General features: G+C 42.8%; 15 protein-coding genes. 10 read left to right on the forward strand and 5 right to left on the reverse strand.

All coding sequences use genetic code 11. The features are described from left to right. Positions 1 to 8 precede the first annotated feature (8 nt). Positions 9 to 407, reverse strand: a complete 399-nt coding sequence (locus tag BCU34_RS21105) for a RidA family protein (protein ID WP_004730412.1) — start codon at positions 405 to 407, stop codon at positions 9 to 11. Positions 408 to 564: 157 nt separating this feature from the next. On the opposite strand from BCU34_RS21105, the gene BCU34_RS21110 reads away from it, so the two are divergent. The 10 genes from BCU34_RS21110 to BCU34_RS21155 all read left to right on the forward strand — a co-directional run bounded on the left by BCU34_RS21110 (position 565) and on the right by BCU34_RS21155 (position 9,065). Continuing rightward, on the forward strand, positions 565 to 1,446 hold the full coding sequence (locus BCU34_RS21110) for a LysR family transcriptional regulator (RefSeq protein WP_048608581.1): 882 nt from the start codon (positions 565 to 567) through the stop codon (positions 1,444 to 1,446). A 720-nt stretch (positions 1,447 to 2,166) separates the two neighbouring features. Beyond that, a complete protein-coding gene (locus BCU34_RS21115; protein WP_048608582.1) occupies positions 2,167 to 2,568 on the forward strand; it encodes an ATP synthase subunit I in 402 nt (133 codons plus the stop codon). Between the two features lies 1 nt (position 2,569). Beyond that, complete coding sequence (gene atpB, locus BCU34_RS21120; RefSeq protein WP_102479435.1) at positions 2,570 to 3,340, forward strand: F0F1 ATP synthase subunit A; 771 nt, start codon at positions 2,570 to 2,572, stop codon at positions 3,338 to 3,340. 45 nt (positions 3,341 to 3,385) lie between these two features. Next, a complete protein-coding gene (atpE, locus tag BCU34_RS21125) occupies positions 3,386 to 3,622 on the forward strand; it encodes a F0F1 ATP synthase subunit C (RefSeq protein WP_004730405.1) in 237 nt (78 codons plus the stop codon). Positions 3,623 to 3,676: 54 nt separating this feature from the next. Then, positions 3,677 to 4,147, forward strand: a complete 471-nt coding sequence (locus BCU34_RS21130) for a F0F1 ATP synthase subunit B (protein WP_017060839.1) — start codon at positions 3,677 to 3,679, stop codon at positions 4,145 to 4,147. 11 nt (positions 4,148 to 4,158) lie between these two features. Beyond that, on the forward strand, positions 4,159 to 4,710 hold the full coding sequence (locus tag BCU34_RS21135) for a F0F1 ATP synthase subunit delta (protein WP_048608584.1): 552 nt from the start codon (positions 4,159 to 4,161) through the stop codon (positions 4,708 to 4,710). Positions 4,711 to 4,719: 9 nt separating this feature from the next. Further along, entirely contained in the window at positions 4,720 to 6,261 is a 1,542-nt protein-coding gene (gene atpA, locus BCU34_RS21140) for a F0F1 ATP synthase subunit alpha (protein ID WP_048608585.1), read from the forward strand. Between the two features lie 46 nt (positions 6,262 to 6,307). Next, entirely contained in the window at positions 6,308 to 7,177 is an 870-nt protein-coding gene (gene atpG / locus BCU34_RS21145) for a F0F1 ATP synthase subunit gamma (protein ID WP_017064727.1), read from the forward strand. Between the two features lie 44 nt (positions 7,178 to 7,221). Then, on the forward strand, positions 7,222 to 8,607 hold the full coding sequence (gene atpD / locus BCU34_RS21150; RefSeq protein WP_019820615.1) for a F0F1 ATP synthase subunit beta: 1,386 nt from the start codon (positions 7,222 to 7,224) through the stop codon (positions 8,605 to 8,607). 14 nt (positions 8,608 to 8,621) lie between these two features. Next, positions 8,622 to 9,065, forward strand: a complete 444-nt coding sequence (locus BCU34_RS21155; protein ID WP_048668867.1) for a F0F1 ATP synthase subunit epsilon — start codon at positions 8,622 to 8,624, stop codon at positions 9,063 to 9,065. A 121-nt stretch (positions 9,066 to 9,186) separates the two neighbouring features. Here the strand turns inward: BCU34_RS21155 and BCU34_RS21160 are convergent, their stop codons facing one another. From BCU34_RS21160 to BCU34_RS21175, 4 genes are all read right to left on the reverse strand, one after another. After that, positions 9,187 to 9,723 carry an RNA-binding S4 domain-containing protein gene (locus BCU34_RS21160; protein WP_102479433.1) on the reverse strand — a complete coding sequence of 179 codons (537 nt, stop codon included), beginning with the start codon at positions 9,721 to 9,723 and terminating at the stop codon, positions 9,187 to 9,189. A 79-nt stretch (positions 9,724 to 9,802) separates the two neighbouring features. Next, a complete protein-coding gene (locus BCU34_RS21165) occupies positions 9,803 to 11,092 on the reverse strand; it encodes an ATP-binding protein (protein WP_017064731.1) in 1,290 nt (429 codons plus the stop codon). 19 nt (positions 11,093 to 11,111) lie between these two features. Then, the gene (locus BCU34_RS21170; protein WP_017064732.1) at positions 11,112 to 11,816 is read right to left on the reverse strand and encodes a response regulator; all 705 of its coding nucleotides are present in this window, start codon (positions 11,814 to 11,816) and stop codon (positions 11,112 to 11,114) included. Between the two features lie 240 nt (positions 11,817 to 12,056). Then, positions 12,057 to 16,004 (reverse strand): zinc-dependent metalloprotease, encoded by a 3,948-nt coding sequence (locus tag BCU34_RS21175; RefSeq protein WP_102480217.1) that lies wholly within the window; start codon positions 16,002 to 16,004, stop codon positions 12,057 to 12,059. Positions 16,005 to 16,239 lie beyond the last annotated feature (235 nt).

A 16,239-nucleotide genomic window follows, 5' to 3' on the forward strand; every position in this document is an offset into this window, starting at 1 on the left:
CAGTCGAATTATTCAGGTTGAGATGCTGATGCATAAACCACGAACTCAACCAACATTTCTTCTCTTGCTAACCCTGCAACGACGACCGCAGCACGGTTTGGATAAGGTGCATTGAAGTATTCTCCGTATACGCTGTTTACCGTTTTTAGGTATTCACGGTCTGTCACGTAGATCAGAACTTGCAGCACTGAATCCATAGATTCGCCAGCACACTCCAATGTATGAACAAGGTTGTTAAAAGTCTGACGCGTTTGCGCTTCAATACCGCCCTCTACTACTGCGCCAGTTTCATCAATTGGAATCTGCGCTGTGTATAGAGTGCCGTTATTAACGATTGCCCACTCTAGTGGTGCTTTTGAGGCGAAAAGCTCGGTTTTTACTGGGTGTTTTTTAGTTTGTGCGTTCACGATTCCATCCAACTTTGTAACAACTATGTTTCAAGATGGTTAAATACTGCACCTTGACGAATGATAAATCTAACGGTAAATTTTGTGCATTTGATAAATAAAATCTATCACCTTGTGAAAAGTAAGGTATAGCAAGGGCTAGAGAAGGATCAGTGCCATGAGTATTAAGCTACAACAGTTAAAACATTTTGTTTTAGTGGTCGAAGAAGGCGGATTTCGAGCAGCATCTCACCGCGCCAATCGCTCGCAAGCGGCACTTTCTACGTCAATAAAAGAGCTAGAAAAAATACTTGGTCAGCCACTGTTTGAAACAGGCAACAAATCAACCCTGACGCCTTTTGGAGAAATATGCTTGCCCAAGATCATTCAATTTCTGAATGTTTACAAAGCATTAGATAATGACCTACGCGCAGCGGCAGCAGGACAACAAGGAAGAGTTCGAATAGCGAGCGTGCCTTCGGTAGCCGCAAAACTAATCCCCAGTGTTTTAGGGGCTTTTTGTGAGCAGTACCCTAATGTAGAAGTGAGTTTGATTGATGATAATGCGGCAGGTGTAGAAGCAAGGTTACTCTCTGGCGAGGTGGATGTTGCCCTCGGCAATAGCTCCCATTTAGAAGAAGAGAGCATCGACTTCACGCCTTTACTTTCTGATCCTATCGGTGTGGTGTGCCTCAAAGACAACCCTATTGCCTCTCAACGGGAAGGAATCGAATGGCAAACTTTGTTAAAACAGCCCTTCATTCGCAACGGGACTTGCACCCTACTAGACCCAACGCCTGCGCGCATGCTCAGCGAACAAGCCCTATACTCAGTCGAGAACATTACCTCGCTGTTTTCGGTGTTAGAGCTCGGGATAGGCGTGACCACGCTACCTAAGCTGGCTTTCCCAACGAATGAAACCCGCTTGGTGTGGATTCCGTTAATTGACCCGCCCTTGCAACGACAAATTGGTATTTTCAGATTGTCTGATCGTACGATTTCACCACAAGCACAGGCTTTCCATGACTTATGTATTCAATACCTCAGTTATGAAGAGTAATAACTGAGCCTAGATTAAGTAAATTAGGCAGCGTTTTGCTGCCATTTACTTCCTCAAAACTCGGTGTTTCTTCTCCGCACCATGCTTCTCATAAACCCAATCCCCCCACTTCACTCCTATATCATCAACATTTAGGCGCTGAATTTTCACTCTCTCGCACGCAAATAGTGACAAGCTGACAACAATATAAAAATTATTCGCTTATTGATAAGGAGCGACGTACGTTTAATTTCCCAGAACAAAGAGCTCTTCCATCATTGGCTCAAACAAGCGTAACCATGGCCAAAACCACACTTCGCAGTTCAACTTGAAAATGAACCTAAGTGTTTGAATAGTCTTAATTGATAAGATCATAAATTGATAATTTCGCTCGCTGAACCCTCCTAAAAAGCCCCTCTTTTTCATGAGGATAAAGCATCTTAAATATTCATGAATAAAGTAATAAAACTATTACTTTCATAAATGAAAAATATATCTTTCAAAAATGGAATTATTGATGTCGATATTTGTCGTTTTGACCACATAATTTTAGGCGTAATTTATATTTTGTCGAAACGATAGCGAATTAGCTTAATTCGTTTAATTTCGTCAGGAGATATAAAACCAGCAAGGGTTTTTCTTTAAAGCAAATCAAGTGTTATTAACAAGTGAAATGTAGTAACAAGTTAAATTTAAACTGTGTTTTATATTAACTTACACTGTTTAACATAAGGTTTTATTATGAGGCTTAATGGGATTAGTAGCGACATCCTTGTTGCCGCTAAAAGAGTTGTTCTCTGCCAAATAGTATTAGCCATCGGTGTAGTTTTATATGAAGTGTTTTTTGGTAATAAAGTAGATATGGAATCATCAGCTTTGGGCATCGTAATTGCGATGTTGCCACCGCTGTTTGGATTTATATATGCAAGCCTAAAGGTGCGTAAGAATCCTAATTATAGTTTACGTGACTTAATGCAAATGAGTCGTGTCGTAAAAATAACATATACGTTTTTAATGTTTATCTTGGCGTTCCAGTTTTTCAAATTGGATAACCCAGTAATATTATATGCGTACATCTTTACTATGGTTGGATACTTCTTAACACCGTTTATTACCGCCTCTAATAGATCGGAGTACGCGTAGTATGGATCAAGTAACTACCGCTCACGAATACATAGAGCATCACTTAACCTTCTTAACTACAGGTGATGGTTTCTGGGCGTTTAACATTGACTCGATGTTGGTATCTTGGATTACAGGTTTACTTTTCATCGGTGCATTTCGGTATGTAGCCACTCGTGGCACTAGCGGCGTTCCAGGTCGTTTTCAATGTTTTATCGAGCTTGTCTTTGACTTCGTCAATAATCTCGTCAAAGAGATTTTTCAAGCGGAAGATAAATTAATAGGACCACTGGCATTAACCACTTTTGTTTGGGTGCTGTTAATGAATGCAGTCGACCTATTACCCATTGATTTAATCCCGGGGTTAACTCGATCTGTGGGTCTAGAGCACTTTAGAGACCTACCAACGGCAGACGTAAATATACCAATGTCGATGGCACTCGGTGTGTTTATTCTACTGTTAACCTATACATTTAAAAATAAAGGTTTGAAAGGCTTTATCAAAGAGCTAACTACTCAGCCATTTGATAACCCTCTTTTATATCCTGTTAACTTAGTTCTTGAATTAATAACATTAATTTCAAAGCCAATATCACTAGGCTTACGATTATTCGGAAATATGTATGCAGGCGAGATGATATTCATCCTTATTGCACTAATGCCTTGGTGGATGCAGTGGGCACTGAGTGTACCTTGGGCCTTATTCCACATATTAATCGTATTCTTACAAGCATTTATATTTATGGTACTGACCGTTGTTTATTTAGGAATGGCAACAGAAGAACACCACTAATTAATAACTAAAAAATTAACTAACAAATTATTTTCGGAGATACAAATGGATATCGTAAGCGCAGTTTTATATGTAGCAGGTGCATTACTGATCGGTTTAGGTGCAGCAGGTGCAGCATCTGGTATTGGTAACTTAGCAGGTAAATACCTTGAAGGTGTTGCGCGTCAACCAGACCTTACTCCAATGCTTCGTACTCAATTCTTCATCATGATGGGTCTTGTGGATGCAGTACCGATGATCGGTGTTGGTATCGGTCTATACATCATCTTCGCCGTGGCTTAATCAAACCGCTTTGAAAGATCGATTTATACATAATCAAGATTTAGTGAGGAAGGTATGAACTTAAATGCAAGCATGTTTGGACAAGCAATCTCATTCGTGATTTTTGTTTGGCTGTGCATGAAATATGTATGGCCCCCTCTCACCGCGATGTTAGACGAGCGCCAAAAAGAAATCGCTGATGGTTTACGCCACTCAGAGAACGCTGCGAAAGAGCTAGAACTAGCAAAATCAAATGGCGCGCAACTCATCGAAGATGCAAGAAAAGATGTGACTGAACTGGTTGAGCAAGGCCGAAAACGCCGTAACGAAATCATCAGCTTAGCGCAACAAGAAGCCGAGCAAGAAAAGGCACGCATCTTAGAACAAGGTAGAGCTGAGCTAGAAGGCGAACGCCAAAAGATACGCCGTGAACTTCAGGCGGATATGGCAGATGCAGTGATTCAAAGTGCACAGAAACTGATTAGCAAAAACCTAGATTCCGCAACGAACCGAGCGCTAGTTGACCAAATGATTAGCGAACTCTAAGGAGAGGCAATATGTCAGATTACACCAATATTGCTCATCCCTACGCCAAAGCATCGTTTGAATTTGCTTTAGGTGAAAACCAGTTACAAGAGTGGCACTCAATGCTGTCCATTCTTGTGGCTGTCGCGGAAGAAGAAACGATCGCTAGTCAGATTTCTTCAGCTGAAGGGGCTTCTACACACCAAACAGAAGAGCTGGCAAACCTCATCATTCATATTTGCCAAGGACTCGTTGATGACCACGTCATTAATCTTATTAGAGTCTTGGCCGAGAACGGCCGTCTTTCTGTTGTAAGAGACCTGTTTGAATTGTTCTGCGAGCTAAAGGACGAACATGAGCGTGTAGTGCCTGTCACTGTCACCAGTTCTGAAATGCTGACACAAGATCAAGTTACGTCATTAACAGCTGCACTTGAGAAGAAATTAGAGCGTCAGGTTGAAATGAAGCAGGTTATTGATGACACGTTAGTGGGTGGAATGGTCATCAAGGCGGGTGAAACCGTTATCGATGGTTCTTTAAACACATCAATTGACCGATTGGCTCATCAACTTCACGCGAGATAGGTAACAATTATGCAATTAAACTCAAATGAAATCAGCGATCTAATCAAAGAACGCATCTCGAAATTTAATGTGAGCACCGAGGCTCGCAACGAAGGCACTATCGTATCGGTTCGTGATGGCATCATCACAATCAATGGCCTTGCTGATGTTATGCAAGGTGAGATGATTGAGCTACCAGGTGGCAAATACGCACTCGCACTTAACCTCGATACCCATTCAGTAGGTGCGGTGGTTATGGGCCCCTACACTGACCTCTCTGAAGGTATGAAAGTGAAAGGTACAGGTCGTATCTTAGAAGTACCTGTAGGTAACGGACTTCTTGGCCGTGTCGTGAACACATTAGGCGAGCCAATCGATGGCAAAGGCCCAGTGAGTTGTGACCGACTCGACCCTGTAGAAGTGATTGCACCCGGTGTAATCGAACGTAAGTCTGTTGATCAACCTATTCAAACTGGCTACAAAGCGGTTGATACCATGGTGCCAATCGGTCGTGGTCAACGTGAACTTATCATCGGTGACCGTCAGACGGGTAAAACAGCGTTAGCTATCGATGCGATCATCAATCAGAAAGATTCTGGCATCAAATGTGTGTATGTAGCGATTGGCCAAAAAGCCTCCACTATCGCTAACGTGGTTCGTAAACTCGAAGACCACGATGCGCTTAAAAACACCATCGTAGTCGTGGCATCAGCATCAGAGTCTGCAGCGCTTCAATACCTAGCCCCTTATGCGGGTTGCACCATGGGTGAATACTTCCGTGACCGCGGTGAAGATGCACTGATCATCTATGATGACCTATCAAAACAAGCCGTTGCTTACCGTCAAATCTCATTGCTATTGAAACGCCCACCGGGTCGTGAAGCCTTCCCTGGCGACGTATTCTACCTTCACTCACGCCTACTAGAACGTGCAGCACGAGTGAATGCAGAGTATGTAGAGAAGTTCACTAACGGTGAAGTGAAAGGCCAAACAGGCTCATTAACGGCGCTTCCGATCATTGAAACTCAAGCGGGTGACGTATCAGCGTTTGTACCAACCAACGTAATCTCAATCACCGACGGTCAGGTTTTCCTTCAAACCCAATTGTTTAACTCAGGCTTACGTCCTGCAGTAGATCCAGGTATCTCGGTATCTCGTGTGGGTGGTGCGGCGCAATGCAAGATCATCAAGAAACTGTCTGGTGGTATCCGTACTTCATTGGCTCAATACCGCGAACTGGCGGCCTTTGCTCAGTTCTCTTCTGACTTAGATGAGATGACGCGCAAACAGCTAGACCACGGTGAGCGTGTTACCGAATTAATGAAGCAAAAACAATACTCTCCTATGTCAGTCGCTGAGCAAGCAACGGTTATCTACGCGGCAGAGAAAGGCTACTTGGTCGGTGTTGAACTAAGCAACATTGCCCGTTTTGAAGAAGAACTGATTGCTTACGCCAAAGGTCAAAACCCTGCGCTATTCGAAAAAATCAACGCGACAGGCGATTACAACGACGAAATCGACGGCGCTCTTAAAGAGATCCTAGAAGGTTTTGTTGGGATGAAAGCTTGGTAAGTGCTCCGGTTTGTTAGCTGGAAATCAAAACAAATAGGAGCAGATTATGGCAAGTACTAAAGAAATTCGCACCAAGATAGCCAGTGTTAGTAACACTCAGAAAATCACTAGCGCAATGGAAATGGTTGCAGCAAGTAAGATGCGCAAGGTTCAAGACAACATGACGCTAACTCGCCCCTACGCCGAGAACATGCGAAAAGTTATCTCTCATGTTGCATCGGGTTCGCTGGAATACCAGCACCCTTACCTGCAACAGCGTGAACCTAAGCGTGTTGCTTACATCATTATCTCGTCCGATCGCGGCTTGTGTGGTGGCTTGAACTCAAACTTGTTCAAGAAAGTGTTAGAAGAAATGGAGCAATGGCGCACCAAGGGAGTCGAGGTAGAAACAACCTTAGTGGGATCTAAGGCTATCTCGTTCTTCCAACGCGGCGGCAACGTTATTGCACAAACGTCAGGTCTTGGCGATACACCTAAGTTAGAAGACATCTTAGGTACGGTGAACGCGATGCTGGGGCATTACGACGAAGGCAAGATCGACAGCTTGTATCTCGTTTACAACCAGTTCGTCAACACCATGGTTCAAGCGCCAACGACCTTGCAGTTGCTTCCCCACCCTTCGGATTCTGAGGAAGGTGGTGAGCCTAAAAAAGCACGTCGTTGGGACTACATCTATGAGCAAGCACCCAAAGACATACTCTCAGAACTGTTACATCGATACATCGAATCGCAAGTGTATCAAGGCATTGTTGAGAGCATTGCCTGTGAACAAGCAGCCCGAATGGTCGCTATGAAAGCGGCGACTGATAACGCAGGCCAACTCATTGATGACTTGCAGTTGGTTTACAACAAAGCGCGTCAGGCTGCCATTACCCAAGAGCTGAGTGAAATAGTCTCAGGTGCCCAAGCTGTCTAGGGCTAGAAAATACTGGGTCAAGAACAGAATTTGAGGATTTAAGAATGAGTGTTGGAAAAATAGTTAAAGTAATCGGCGCGGTCGTTGACGTCGAGTTCAGCGGCGGCAACAGCCCACGCGTTTATGATGCATTGAAAGTGACTAGCGACGAAGCAAGCTCGTTAGTATTGGAAGTACAGCAACAACTGGGTAGCAATATCGTTCGTTGTATTGCAATGGGTACGTCAGATGGCTTACGTCGTGGCCTAACGGTTGAAAACACAGGCTCACCAATCACGGTGCCTGTCGGCGAAGAAACATTGGGCCGTATCATGAACGTACTTGGTCAGCCTATTGATGAATGTGGTGAAATCGGCCAGAAAGAAAACTACGAAATTCACCGTGAAGCCCCTTCTTATGAAGAACAAGCAAACAGTACTGAGCTTCTCGAGACGGGTGTTAAGGTTATCGACCTTATCTGTCCATTCGCTAAGGGTGGTAAAATTGGTCTGTTCGGTGGTGCCGGCGTAGGTAAAACCGTCAACATGATGGAGCTTATCAACAACATCGCCAAAGCCCACTCAGGTCTTTCTGTGTTTACTGGTGTAGGCGAGCGTACTCGTGAAGGTAACGACTTCTACTACGAGATGAAAGAAGCAGGTGTACTAGACAAAGTAGCCATGGTTTACGGCCAAATGAACGAGCCACCGGGAAACCGTTTACGTGTAGCACTTACGGGCCTGACTATGGCTGAGCGCTTCCGTGATGAAGGTCGTGATGTACTGTTGTTCATTGATAACATTTATCGTTACACACTTGCCGGGACTGAGGTATCAGCTCTGCTAGGTCGTATGCCTTCAGCAGTAGGTTACCAACCAACACTAGCTGAAGAGATGGGCGTGCTTCAAGAGCGTATCACTTCAACTAGACAAGGCTCTATCACGTCTATCCAAGCGGTATACGTACCTGCAGATGACTTGACCGATCCATCACCAGCAACAACCTTTGCTCACTTAGATGCGACCGTTGTACTGTCTCGTAATATCGCGGCATTGGGCCTCTACCCTGCGATTGATCCATTGGATTCAACCTCTCGCCAGTTAGACCCACTTGTGGTTGGCCAAGAGCACTACGACATTGCACAAAAAGTACAAACAACACTGCAACGCTACAAAGAGCTAAAAGACATCATCGCGATTCTTGGTATGGATGAGCTGTCTACTGAAGACAAACAGACCGTATCTCGCGCTCGTAAGATTGAACGTTTCTTAACTCAGCCTTACCACGTAGCCGAAGTGTTTACTGGTCAGAAAGGTGTCTTTGTACCGCTAAGCGAAACACTAAGAGGCTTTAAAGGCCTGTTAAGCGGTGAATATGACGATATCCCAGAGCAAGCGTTCTTGTACTGTGGTTCTATCGACGAAGTGCTTAACAAAGCGAAATCACTCTAACAGGTAGGTGCACAATGGCTATCGGAATCACAGATAATACATTTCAACTTAATATTGTAAGTGCGGAAGGTACGCTGTTTTCAGGTCCAGCGTATGCCCTAGCCGTTTCTGGCGCTGATGGTGAACTGGGGATTCGCCCCGGTCACTCTCCGCTTCTCAGTAAGATCAAACCGGGCGTAACCGTGTTTGTCACGGACCCTAAATCAGAAGGCCAAGTGCTTTATGTCTCGGGTGGGATGCTGGAAGTTCAGCCAGATGTGGTAACGGTTTTGGCCGATACTGCCTTGCATGGTAAAGACATTGACCGCGCTCGTGCAGAAGAGGCGAAATATGCGGCTCTAGAGAACATCAATAAGGGCAATGTCGACATCAATTTTGCACAAGCTCAACTGGAACTGGCGAAAGCTGTCGCTCAGCTTCGTGCATCAGAATTAACGTCTTCTCGCACACGTCACTGAGAATAGAGCTTAGATTTTTGTTGATTCTAAATGCAGAAAGGCTCACTAAATAGTGAGCCTTTTGATATCTGCTTAACGCAAACCGAGTTCTAACGTTGATTAACGTCTTAAAAGAATAATGTTAGAAGAATTCAATCGAATTACGGCCGCTTTTATCGTCACGTGTTGGCTTAGGCGTATCCGCTTTCTTTTTCGGTTTCTTCTCTTTTTTCTCTTTCTTTGGTTCAGCCTTTGCGCTTAGCATTTCTGCTTTGCTTTTCTTAGACTCTTTCTTCTTAGAATCCTTTTTAGACTGACCTTTCTTCGCCTTGTTATCTTTTTTAGGCGCTTCTTTCTTTTTCGGCTTGTCTGATTCTTCTTGTACTGGCTGCTCACACACCACTACATAGTACTCTTGGTTGAACTCGAAGAAGTCACCATCGTACATTTTGCGACGCTTACGCGTTTCTAGCTCACCATTTACCGCTACGTAGCCTTCAGAGATGATGTGTTTAGCTTCACCGCCACCACTCACTAGGTTAGCAATTTTAAACACCTTGTAGAGTTCGATTGGCTGTGATGAAACATCAATACCAATGGCTTCAATTTCAATCTCTTCGCCTTCTTCGCCCAGCTCTTGGCCTTCGTAATCAGCGTCTTCGTAATGTTCTTGGTCCATGGTGACCTCTACCTAAATATGTACTTCTGGAATATTGGGCGCAGTGTAATCTTAAAACAACTAAATGACCATGTTGAATTTATAGCTCAAGCCGAGGAAACGACAAGGCAAAACACGCACCATCCAAGTAACTTTCACCAACAGTGACATGTGCTTGGTGACGGTCACACACCTGTTTAACAATAGCTAACCCTAAACCATGGCCCGTTTTCCCCTTGTTCCTCGCTGCATTAGCGCTGTAGAAAGGATCAAACAAAAAAGGCCAATGCTCCGCTTCAACGCCTTTACCGTCATCATGAACCTCAATAACAAATTCATTGTCGGTATACCACAACTCAATAACGATCTTAGTATCGGCAAACTTAAAAGCATTCCTTACTATATTATCCACCGCCCTATTGAATAACTTTAGATCGACATACAAAGAGGCTGGGACTTTTAGTGGCACCTTAATGAGATCGAGTGTTGTCTCTTTCTCCCAAATGCTAAAACGCTCGTTTAGCCATTCATTGGCATCAATAGGTTGCTTAAGCAATTCAAAGCCCCCTCTTTCCAATCGAGCGTAATACAATAGCTCATCAACCATGTCTTCCATTTCATCCGTATCAGCAAGAATACGGGCTATCGCTTTAGATTGTTGCGGAGTTGGTGCTAAGTCACTCAACAACTCAGCCTGCCACTGAATTCGGAATATAGGCGTCCTTAGCTCGTGAGCAACAGCATTAGTCAAAGACTTATTACTATTGATTAAGTCTCTTATCTTGTCCGCCATAACATTAAAGCTACGGTTTAACGTACCTAATTTTATGCTATTTTTTTCGGAAGCTCTTTCTAGTAGATCCCCATGAGAAAAAGCAACCGTCGCCATTTCAAGGTTATTTAATCGGCGCTTGATTCTCCAAACCAAAAACAAGCCGCTAAACGCGAAACCTGTTATTGCAAAAACCCAAATAAGACGGTTTTCAAATTTGATTTGCTTCCTCAGATAAGAATTTTTGTTCTTAGATAACTCATATAAATCATCACTTCCAACTAACCTTAACCACAGGAAGTATTCGTCATGGTAGTAAACATTTCGGCCTTGCTGCTGAAACGCTTTTCTCACTAGTTCTGGAGCGTTATCAAAAGGTATGATTCGCAGGTTCTGCCGAGTCTTATCCGCATAACTTTTCAATAGATTCTGCGTTTCAAGCAAACCTTTTTCACGGAAAACCACATCAATTAATTCTTGATAAGCTTCTGCTTCATGGTCTCGTAATATGTATTCGTAGTCAGTGCTTAACTTGTAAACAATAAAAGCATAGGAATATATACTCACTAAGAAGATGACTGTCAGCCCCGCTAGGTATTCAAAATAGATACGTCGCATATTATTTATTCAGCTACCGTTACCAACGTTCTGGTACGAACAAGTAGCCTTTACCTCTTACAGTGATGATCTTTTTAGGTGGGACAGTTATGTCATTAAGCTTTTTACGTAAGATTACGATTTTATTGTCGATAAAGCGGTCAATGCCATCGTAATCAATACCTCTCAACTGTTGAGTCAAAAAATTACGTGACAACACCTGTTCTGGCGAGGAAGCCAATAGCCAAAGCAGTTCAAATTCACTCTCCGCTATGGATATATCTTTTCCAATATGCGTACAGGCTTTGGTTGTGCGGTTTAAATTTAACTTCCCAAAAACTAACTCATTCTTACTCACTTCAGCACTTATTGAACTGTCAGGAGTGCGACGCAAAAGCATCCTCACTCGAGCAAGTAATACTCTTTGGCGAATTGGTTTACTAATAAAGTCATCGGCGCCAGTTTCTAACGCTGCAACATGGTCAAAATCATCATCACTAGCTGTAAGAATGAGTATCTTTCCCTTAAACTGACTCCGGACTTGCCTACAGATAGTTAGCCCATCAACTTCTGGCAACATAAGATCAAGTAGAACAATGTCGGGCTGAATATTTAAGATTTGCTCACTCGCTGATGCGCCATCAGAAATAGTGATTACATCAAAAGATTGGCTTTCAAAATATTCCTGTAACATCTCTCTTAAGATGGGATCGTCTTCTACGATCACTAGTTTCGGGTTGGTCATAAATCCTTCTCACCATTCCTATTGCTACCTTGCGAACCCCCGCCTCTCTATTGCGAAATTCAGCATATTCTTTTTACATAGCTTATATTTATAAAATTAACAAAAACATCTATATAACATATAAATATAAGGTAATGCAGCTAAAAATAGACCAAAAGCTCTTAATTTTAGACTCAAAAAAACCGGTCACCTTAGTAAGGTAACCGGTTCAATTTATGGGTTTAATTAAACATTTGTTGTCTAGTCATCATAAACAGGGAACTGTTCAAATGCGCGACGATAATTCACGTACTCATTAGAGCTCCATAACCTCAATTCTTCTGGGTCATAGTTGTACACTTCTTTATGAGCCGCATTTGTGGAACTGGTGTTGTTATCCGCAATCTGATTACCAAAGATTTGTGCTAAATCGAATATACGTTCGTGCTCTTCATCTTCGAATTTACCAATCGAGCTATTTTGTACCGTCTGCAAACTGGATTGAGAGTTACACTTACGTTTCATGTGATCTTCGGTCGACTCGCCATCGACTTTAAATCGTAAACACTTCTGACCATCTTCATCATATTCTTCGAACTGATTATCAAACATAAAAAAGCGTGCGAAACCAGTGGTGTCACGAAGAGCAACGAGCGCCTCTTTATCACCGACAGCGATAATACGAGCTTCGTTGCGATCTCGCGTATTCTTAAACACAGACAGCGCGTTACGGACTCGGTAAGGCAAACCGTTTAATTTTTCTACGCGAGCTTGCTGCTCTTCTGTGTATAAGGCGCGTGAAGCTAAAGCATTTGCAAGTGTGTTACGTGAACTCAACGAGTAATTTGTCCCTTTCCAAGTAAAGTTAATCCCATCTTCGTCGGCATAACTACTATTTGCATAGTTGACATGGATAGAGTCGCTAAAACCAGATACTGAGTCACTCAAACCATATTCATTTGCACGATTATACTTGTTTAGGTTAGCCAATAAGGTTCCAAAGTACGGCACCTTTGTATCTTGGCTAGCTCCCTCAGTCCAATACACAAATGCTTCATTACCGCCCATTGAGAAATAGCGCTTCATTGGCCACAGGTATGAAGGTGTAGCCTCAATTGTTTCGGTAATGTCTTGTTTGTATTTCAGAACCGTTTCTACGTAATCCCCTTTCCCATCAACAAAGATAGCTTGGCGAGCTTCAGCTCTACCCGTTAAATCGGATAGATACGTATACAAGTGTGAAATTTTGTCTGACATATCAACCAACGCTAAGCTCGAATTCTCAGTTGATTTGAATGGTGTATCACGCCTAACTAACATCTGTGCTGCTAGTAGTTTGTCTGGCCATACGCCTAACAAATCGACAGAAGAAGACGATGTTTGATAAGGGTTGTTCGCTTTTAAGCTCGCCCATACTTTTCCATCTCGAGTTTCAGAGCGAATGACGATCTCGTTAGCTTGACTTGCTAACATCTGAACTAATTCCTCATCGAAACAACTGGTTGGAACATCGCGATTTTGCGACATGCCGCCTTGGTAGGTTAACCAAAGGTCAGATAACTTAGCGAAACGATAGCGGTTAGGAACTCCAACAACACCACTCAATTCTTCTAATTCACAAACTTTATCTGGTGCTGTTAGCACTTCTAAAAAGAAGTCTGCTGCCAAATTTGCTGCATTATAAGTATCACAAATTGGACGAACACCCGCAGACAAGTTCTCTAATGGAATAGCGTTACCGCGAAAATCCACACAGTTGTTTCCGGCTATTTCTTCAAAAACCTGCCCTTTGTTATTCGTCGTATTTGCACCTAAGTAACGAGCAAACATAAAGTCAATTTCACCAACGTTTTCAACGATATCGCGAATTTTTTGGAACTCCCCCATTCGATATAAGAAGTAGCTATATTGATGAAATTGTTCAAATCTCTCACGTCCATTTCTTTGGTTAACCGTGTCGTAGCTATCTTTGTATCGCTGAATTCTAAACTCTGTGGCTTCTTGAAGGCTTGTACCTTCATCAAAACGATCACATAACAAGTTAGTGGTCGTGTGTTCATCCGTACAATAGCGATAGCTCACTAACGAATCTGGAATACCATTTTGACCAGCGTTAGCTCTCAAGTGTGCAATAACACCCGTCGGATAAACCTTATAGTCATTAGATAACTGACGGTCATACTCAGCCAAAGAATAGACTTTGCGCTTTTGTGCTCCTGTGGCGTCTACTACAGCGACATCGTCTCCCTCGCTATTGGTGTTAACGATAAGTTCATTTGTTTCAACCTGACGAGCATAAGCGAAACGTAAAGCGGCCTTGTCATACTTACCGAACGTCAACAGTTCATCAAATATTGATGCACCGTAATCCATGATCGAACTGTACGCAGCTGGCTTATCAAGGTGCCCAATTTTGCTTTGTGCAAGCTCAGCCTCTGTATAAAAATGGCTTTCGTCCGTTGAACCCATAAAGTTATGACGTAAACCAAGGTTATGCCCGAGCTCATGAATCAATGTTGATTTAAACATATGCTTTGAAATCGCTTGGCTTGCTAGCTTCTGCTGATCAATCGTTAGCGCTTCCCACGTTTTCATTTTGCTCTGATCAGCATCGGCGAAGAAGCCACCTTGGATATAGTCTAAACCCTTCACTAAGCCCTTTGACTGGGTACTTAACCACATCGCATCAACGCTATATACATTCTGCTCAGAGAATCGCTTCAACATATCTTGGCGTTTATAGAATGATTGCAAAGCGAGGTCTTGGTTGCTGGTATCGTATTTGAAATCCAAATCGGCTTCAGGCAGTGAATCGACTAAATTATCTTTGCCCACCAAATTAATTTCGCGTTCACTCAACGCTGGAACATTGATCGAAGGTCCTCGATCTTCCTCGAGCATTTTATTGAACAAATCGATTTCGGTTGGCTCAGAGCTTGATTTCGAAGCGTTGCTTTTTTCCGCCACAACCACAGGTTGTACTTTTTCAATTTCTTGGCGGTTGTAACGCTTAGCGAGATCATTCCACGTATGGCGACTTGCGGAACGAATCACACCTAAATATTGGTTAACATGCGCATGAATAATTTCACCCGTTAATGGGTTAGTGGCAGATGGGCCATAGCCAAGAAGTCCGTTGTCAACCGGATCCGCGATCAGGTTGAATACGTTGTAACGTAAGTCACCCGTTTTTACACCCGCTTTCTTGTCACTATTAACAATGTTAATGCGAGGAACACCTGTGCCTTCTAATGACTGATTTACCTCTTTCATGGTATCGAGCGTAAGTTGCAGGTACGCTTCATTGCCATCATCGAAGTAGCTGTCGCTTAAGTAGTAATCGATCGACTCTAACTTGGGATTGAATCGGTTAATATAAGAAAAACGAGAACCCTGTACGTTACTCTCACCAGTGTGAGTTTTTACTTCTTTGCTATCGTTGAAGAACCCAAAGTATGCGCTGTCTTGGCCTTGGTAATAGATAGGTTCGTAATTTTCACTTGCTAACTTATCAAGCTTAACAAGAGAATAGAAAAAACGTGTTTTGAATGATAAGTCTTTAAGCTCGCCACCAAACTGGTATTGATCTTCCGCTTCTGCAGTAAAGGTTCGTTCTACTTCAACGTTAATTACCCCACCTTCAGGATCGTATTCGTATGAAATCAAACGAGGCTCTGCAGACTCCGTAACATTACTGGAGGTATACCAAGCTCTAATTGTGTCTTGAGATAGTGATTTAATCTCTTCATATTTAGGTACAAAGTGTGTGGCTTGCTCCCAAGAAACGTCTTCATCTGCGTTAATTTCTTCTTTATTTGTACATTCGCCATAACCGTTCTCAGCACAGCGATACTGACGGAATTCTCCAGGAATTTTAAGCACAGGAGCACGGTTAATTTCCGTATCCCAACGACTTTCATCTGTCGAATTCACTTTGTCGCGATCAACTTCTTCGACATAAATACCATTAGTTTCATCAAAACGAAGCGTCACCAACTTTGGATCGCCTTGGAAAAAGCCGCGCTGAGTCATTGCATAACGAGGAGCATCGCCGGTTGACGGCATGTACATCCAAAGCGATTCCGTATCTAAAGATTGAACAGAAATCTCTTCGGTTGGTTTTTCATAGGTGTCATAGGCACGATCTTCGGCCCCACACCCGCTGAGGATTGTGGCAATACTTGCTGCGATAATTGCTTGTTTAAACATAATTTACCTATATTTATAATTATATTAAATTTTTACTTCTAACTATTTAAATTCAATGCGAACGGAGCAATATTAGAATTGATAGTTAATCACTGCGTAATAAGTTGTTTTCTTTAAATCGACTAAATCATTAAGAGGGTTTGAGCCTCTTTCTGGATTGTAATAACTAATGCCATTAGTCAAACCAGCAGAAATAGAAATACTCTTAGTTATTTGGTAACCCACCTCTTCCCCA

Source organism: Vibrio sp. 10N.286.45.E10 (genome assembly GCF_002874195.2).
In the GTDB taxonomy this organism is placed as follows: domain Bacteria; phylum Pseudomonadota; class Gammaproteobacteria; order Enterobacterales; family Vibrionaceae; genus Vibrio; species Vibrio crassostreae.

Bases quoted from the DNA above. Each gene is read 5' to 3' on its own strand.
- BCU34_RS21110 (WP_048608581.1), top strand. From the start codon at position 565: ATGAGTATTAAGCTACAACAGTTAAAACATTTTGTTTTAGTGGTCGAA.
- BCU34_RS21115 (WP_048608582.1), top strand. From the start codon at position 2,167: ATGAGGCTTAATGGGATTAGTAGCGACATCCTTGTTGCCGCTAAAAGA.
- atpB (WP_102479435.1), top strand. From the start codon at position 2,570: ATGGATCAAGTAACTACCGCTCACGAATACATAGAGCATCACTTAACC.
- atpE (WP_004730405.1), top strand. From the start codon at position 3,386: ATGGATATCGTAAGCGCAGTTTTATATGTAGCAGGTGCATTACTGATC.
- BCU34_RS21130 (WP_017060839.1), top strand. From the start codon at position 3,677: ATGAACTTAAATGCAAGCATGTTTGGACAAGCAATCTCATTCGTGATT.
- BCU34_RS21135 (WP_048608584.1), top strand. From the start codon at position 4,159: ATGTCAGATTACACCAATATTGCTCATCCCTACGCCAAAGCATCGTTT.
- atpA (WP_048608585.1), top strand. From the start codon at position 4,720: ATGCAATTAAACTCAAATGAAATCAGCGATCTAATCAAAGAACGCATC.
- atpG (WP_017064727.1), top strand. From the start codon at position 6,308: ATGGCAAGTACTAAAGAAATTCGCACCAAGATAGCCAGTGTTAGTAAC.
- atpD (WP_019820615.1), top strand. From the start codon at position 7,222: ATGAGTGTTGGAAAAATAGTTAAAGTAATCGGCGCGGTCGTTGACGTC.
- BCU34_RS21155 (WP_048668867.1), top strand. From the start codon at position 8,622: ATGGCTATCGGAATCACAGATAATACATTTCAACTTAATATTGTAAGT.
- BCU34_RS21160 (WP_102479433.1), bottom strand. From the start codon at position 9,723: ATGGACCAAGAACATTACGAAGACGCTGATTACGAAGGCCAAGAGCTG.
- BCU34_RS21165 (WP_017064731.1), bottom strand. From the start codon at position 11,092: ATGCGACGTATCTATTTTGAATACCTAGCGGGGCTGACAGTCATCTTC.
- BCU34_RS21170 (WP_017064732.1), bottom strand. From the start codon at position 11,816: ATGACCAACCCGAAACTAGTGATCGTAGAAGACGATCCCATCTTAAGA.
- BCU34_RS21175 (WP_102480217.1), bottom strand. From the start codon at position 16,004: ATGTTTAAACAAGCAATTATCGCAGCAAGTATTGCCACAATCCTCAGC.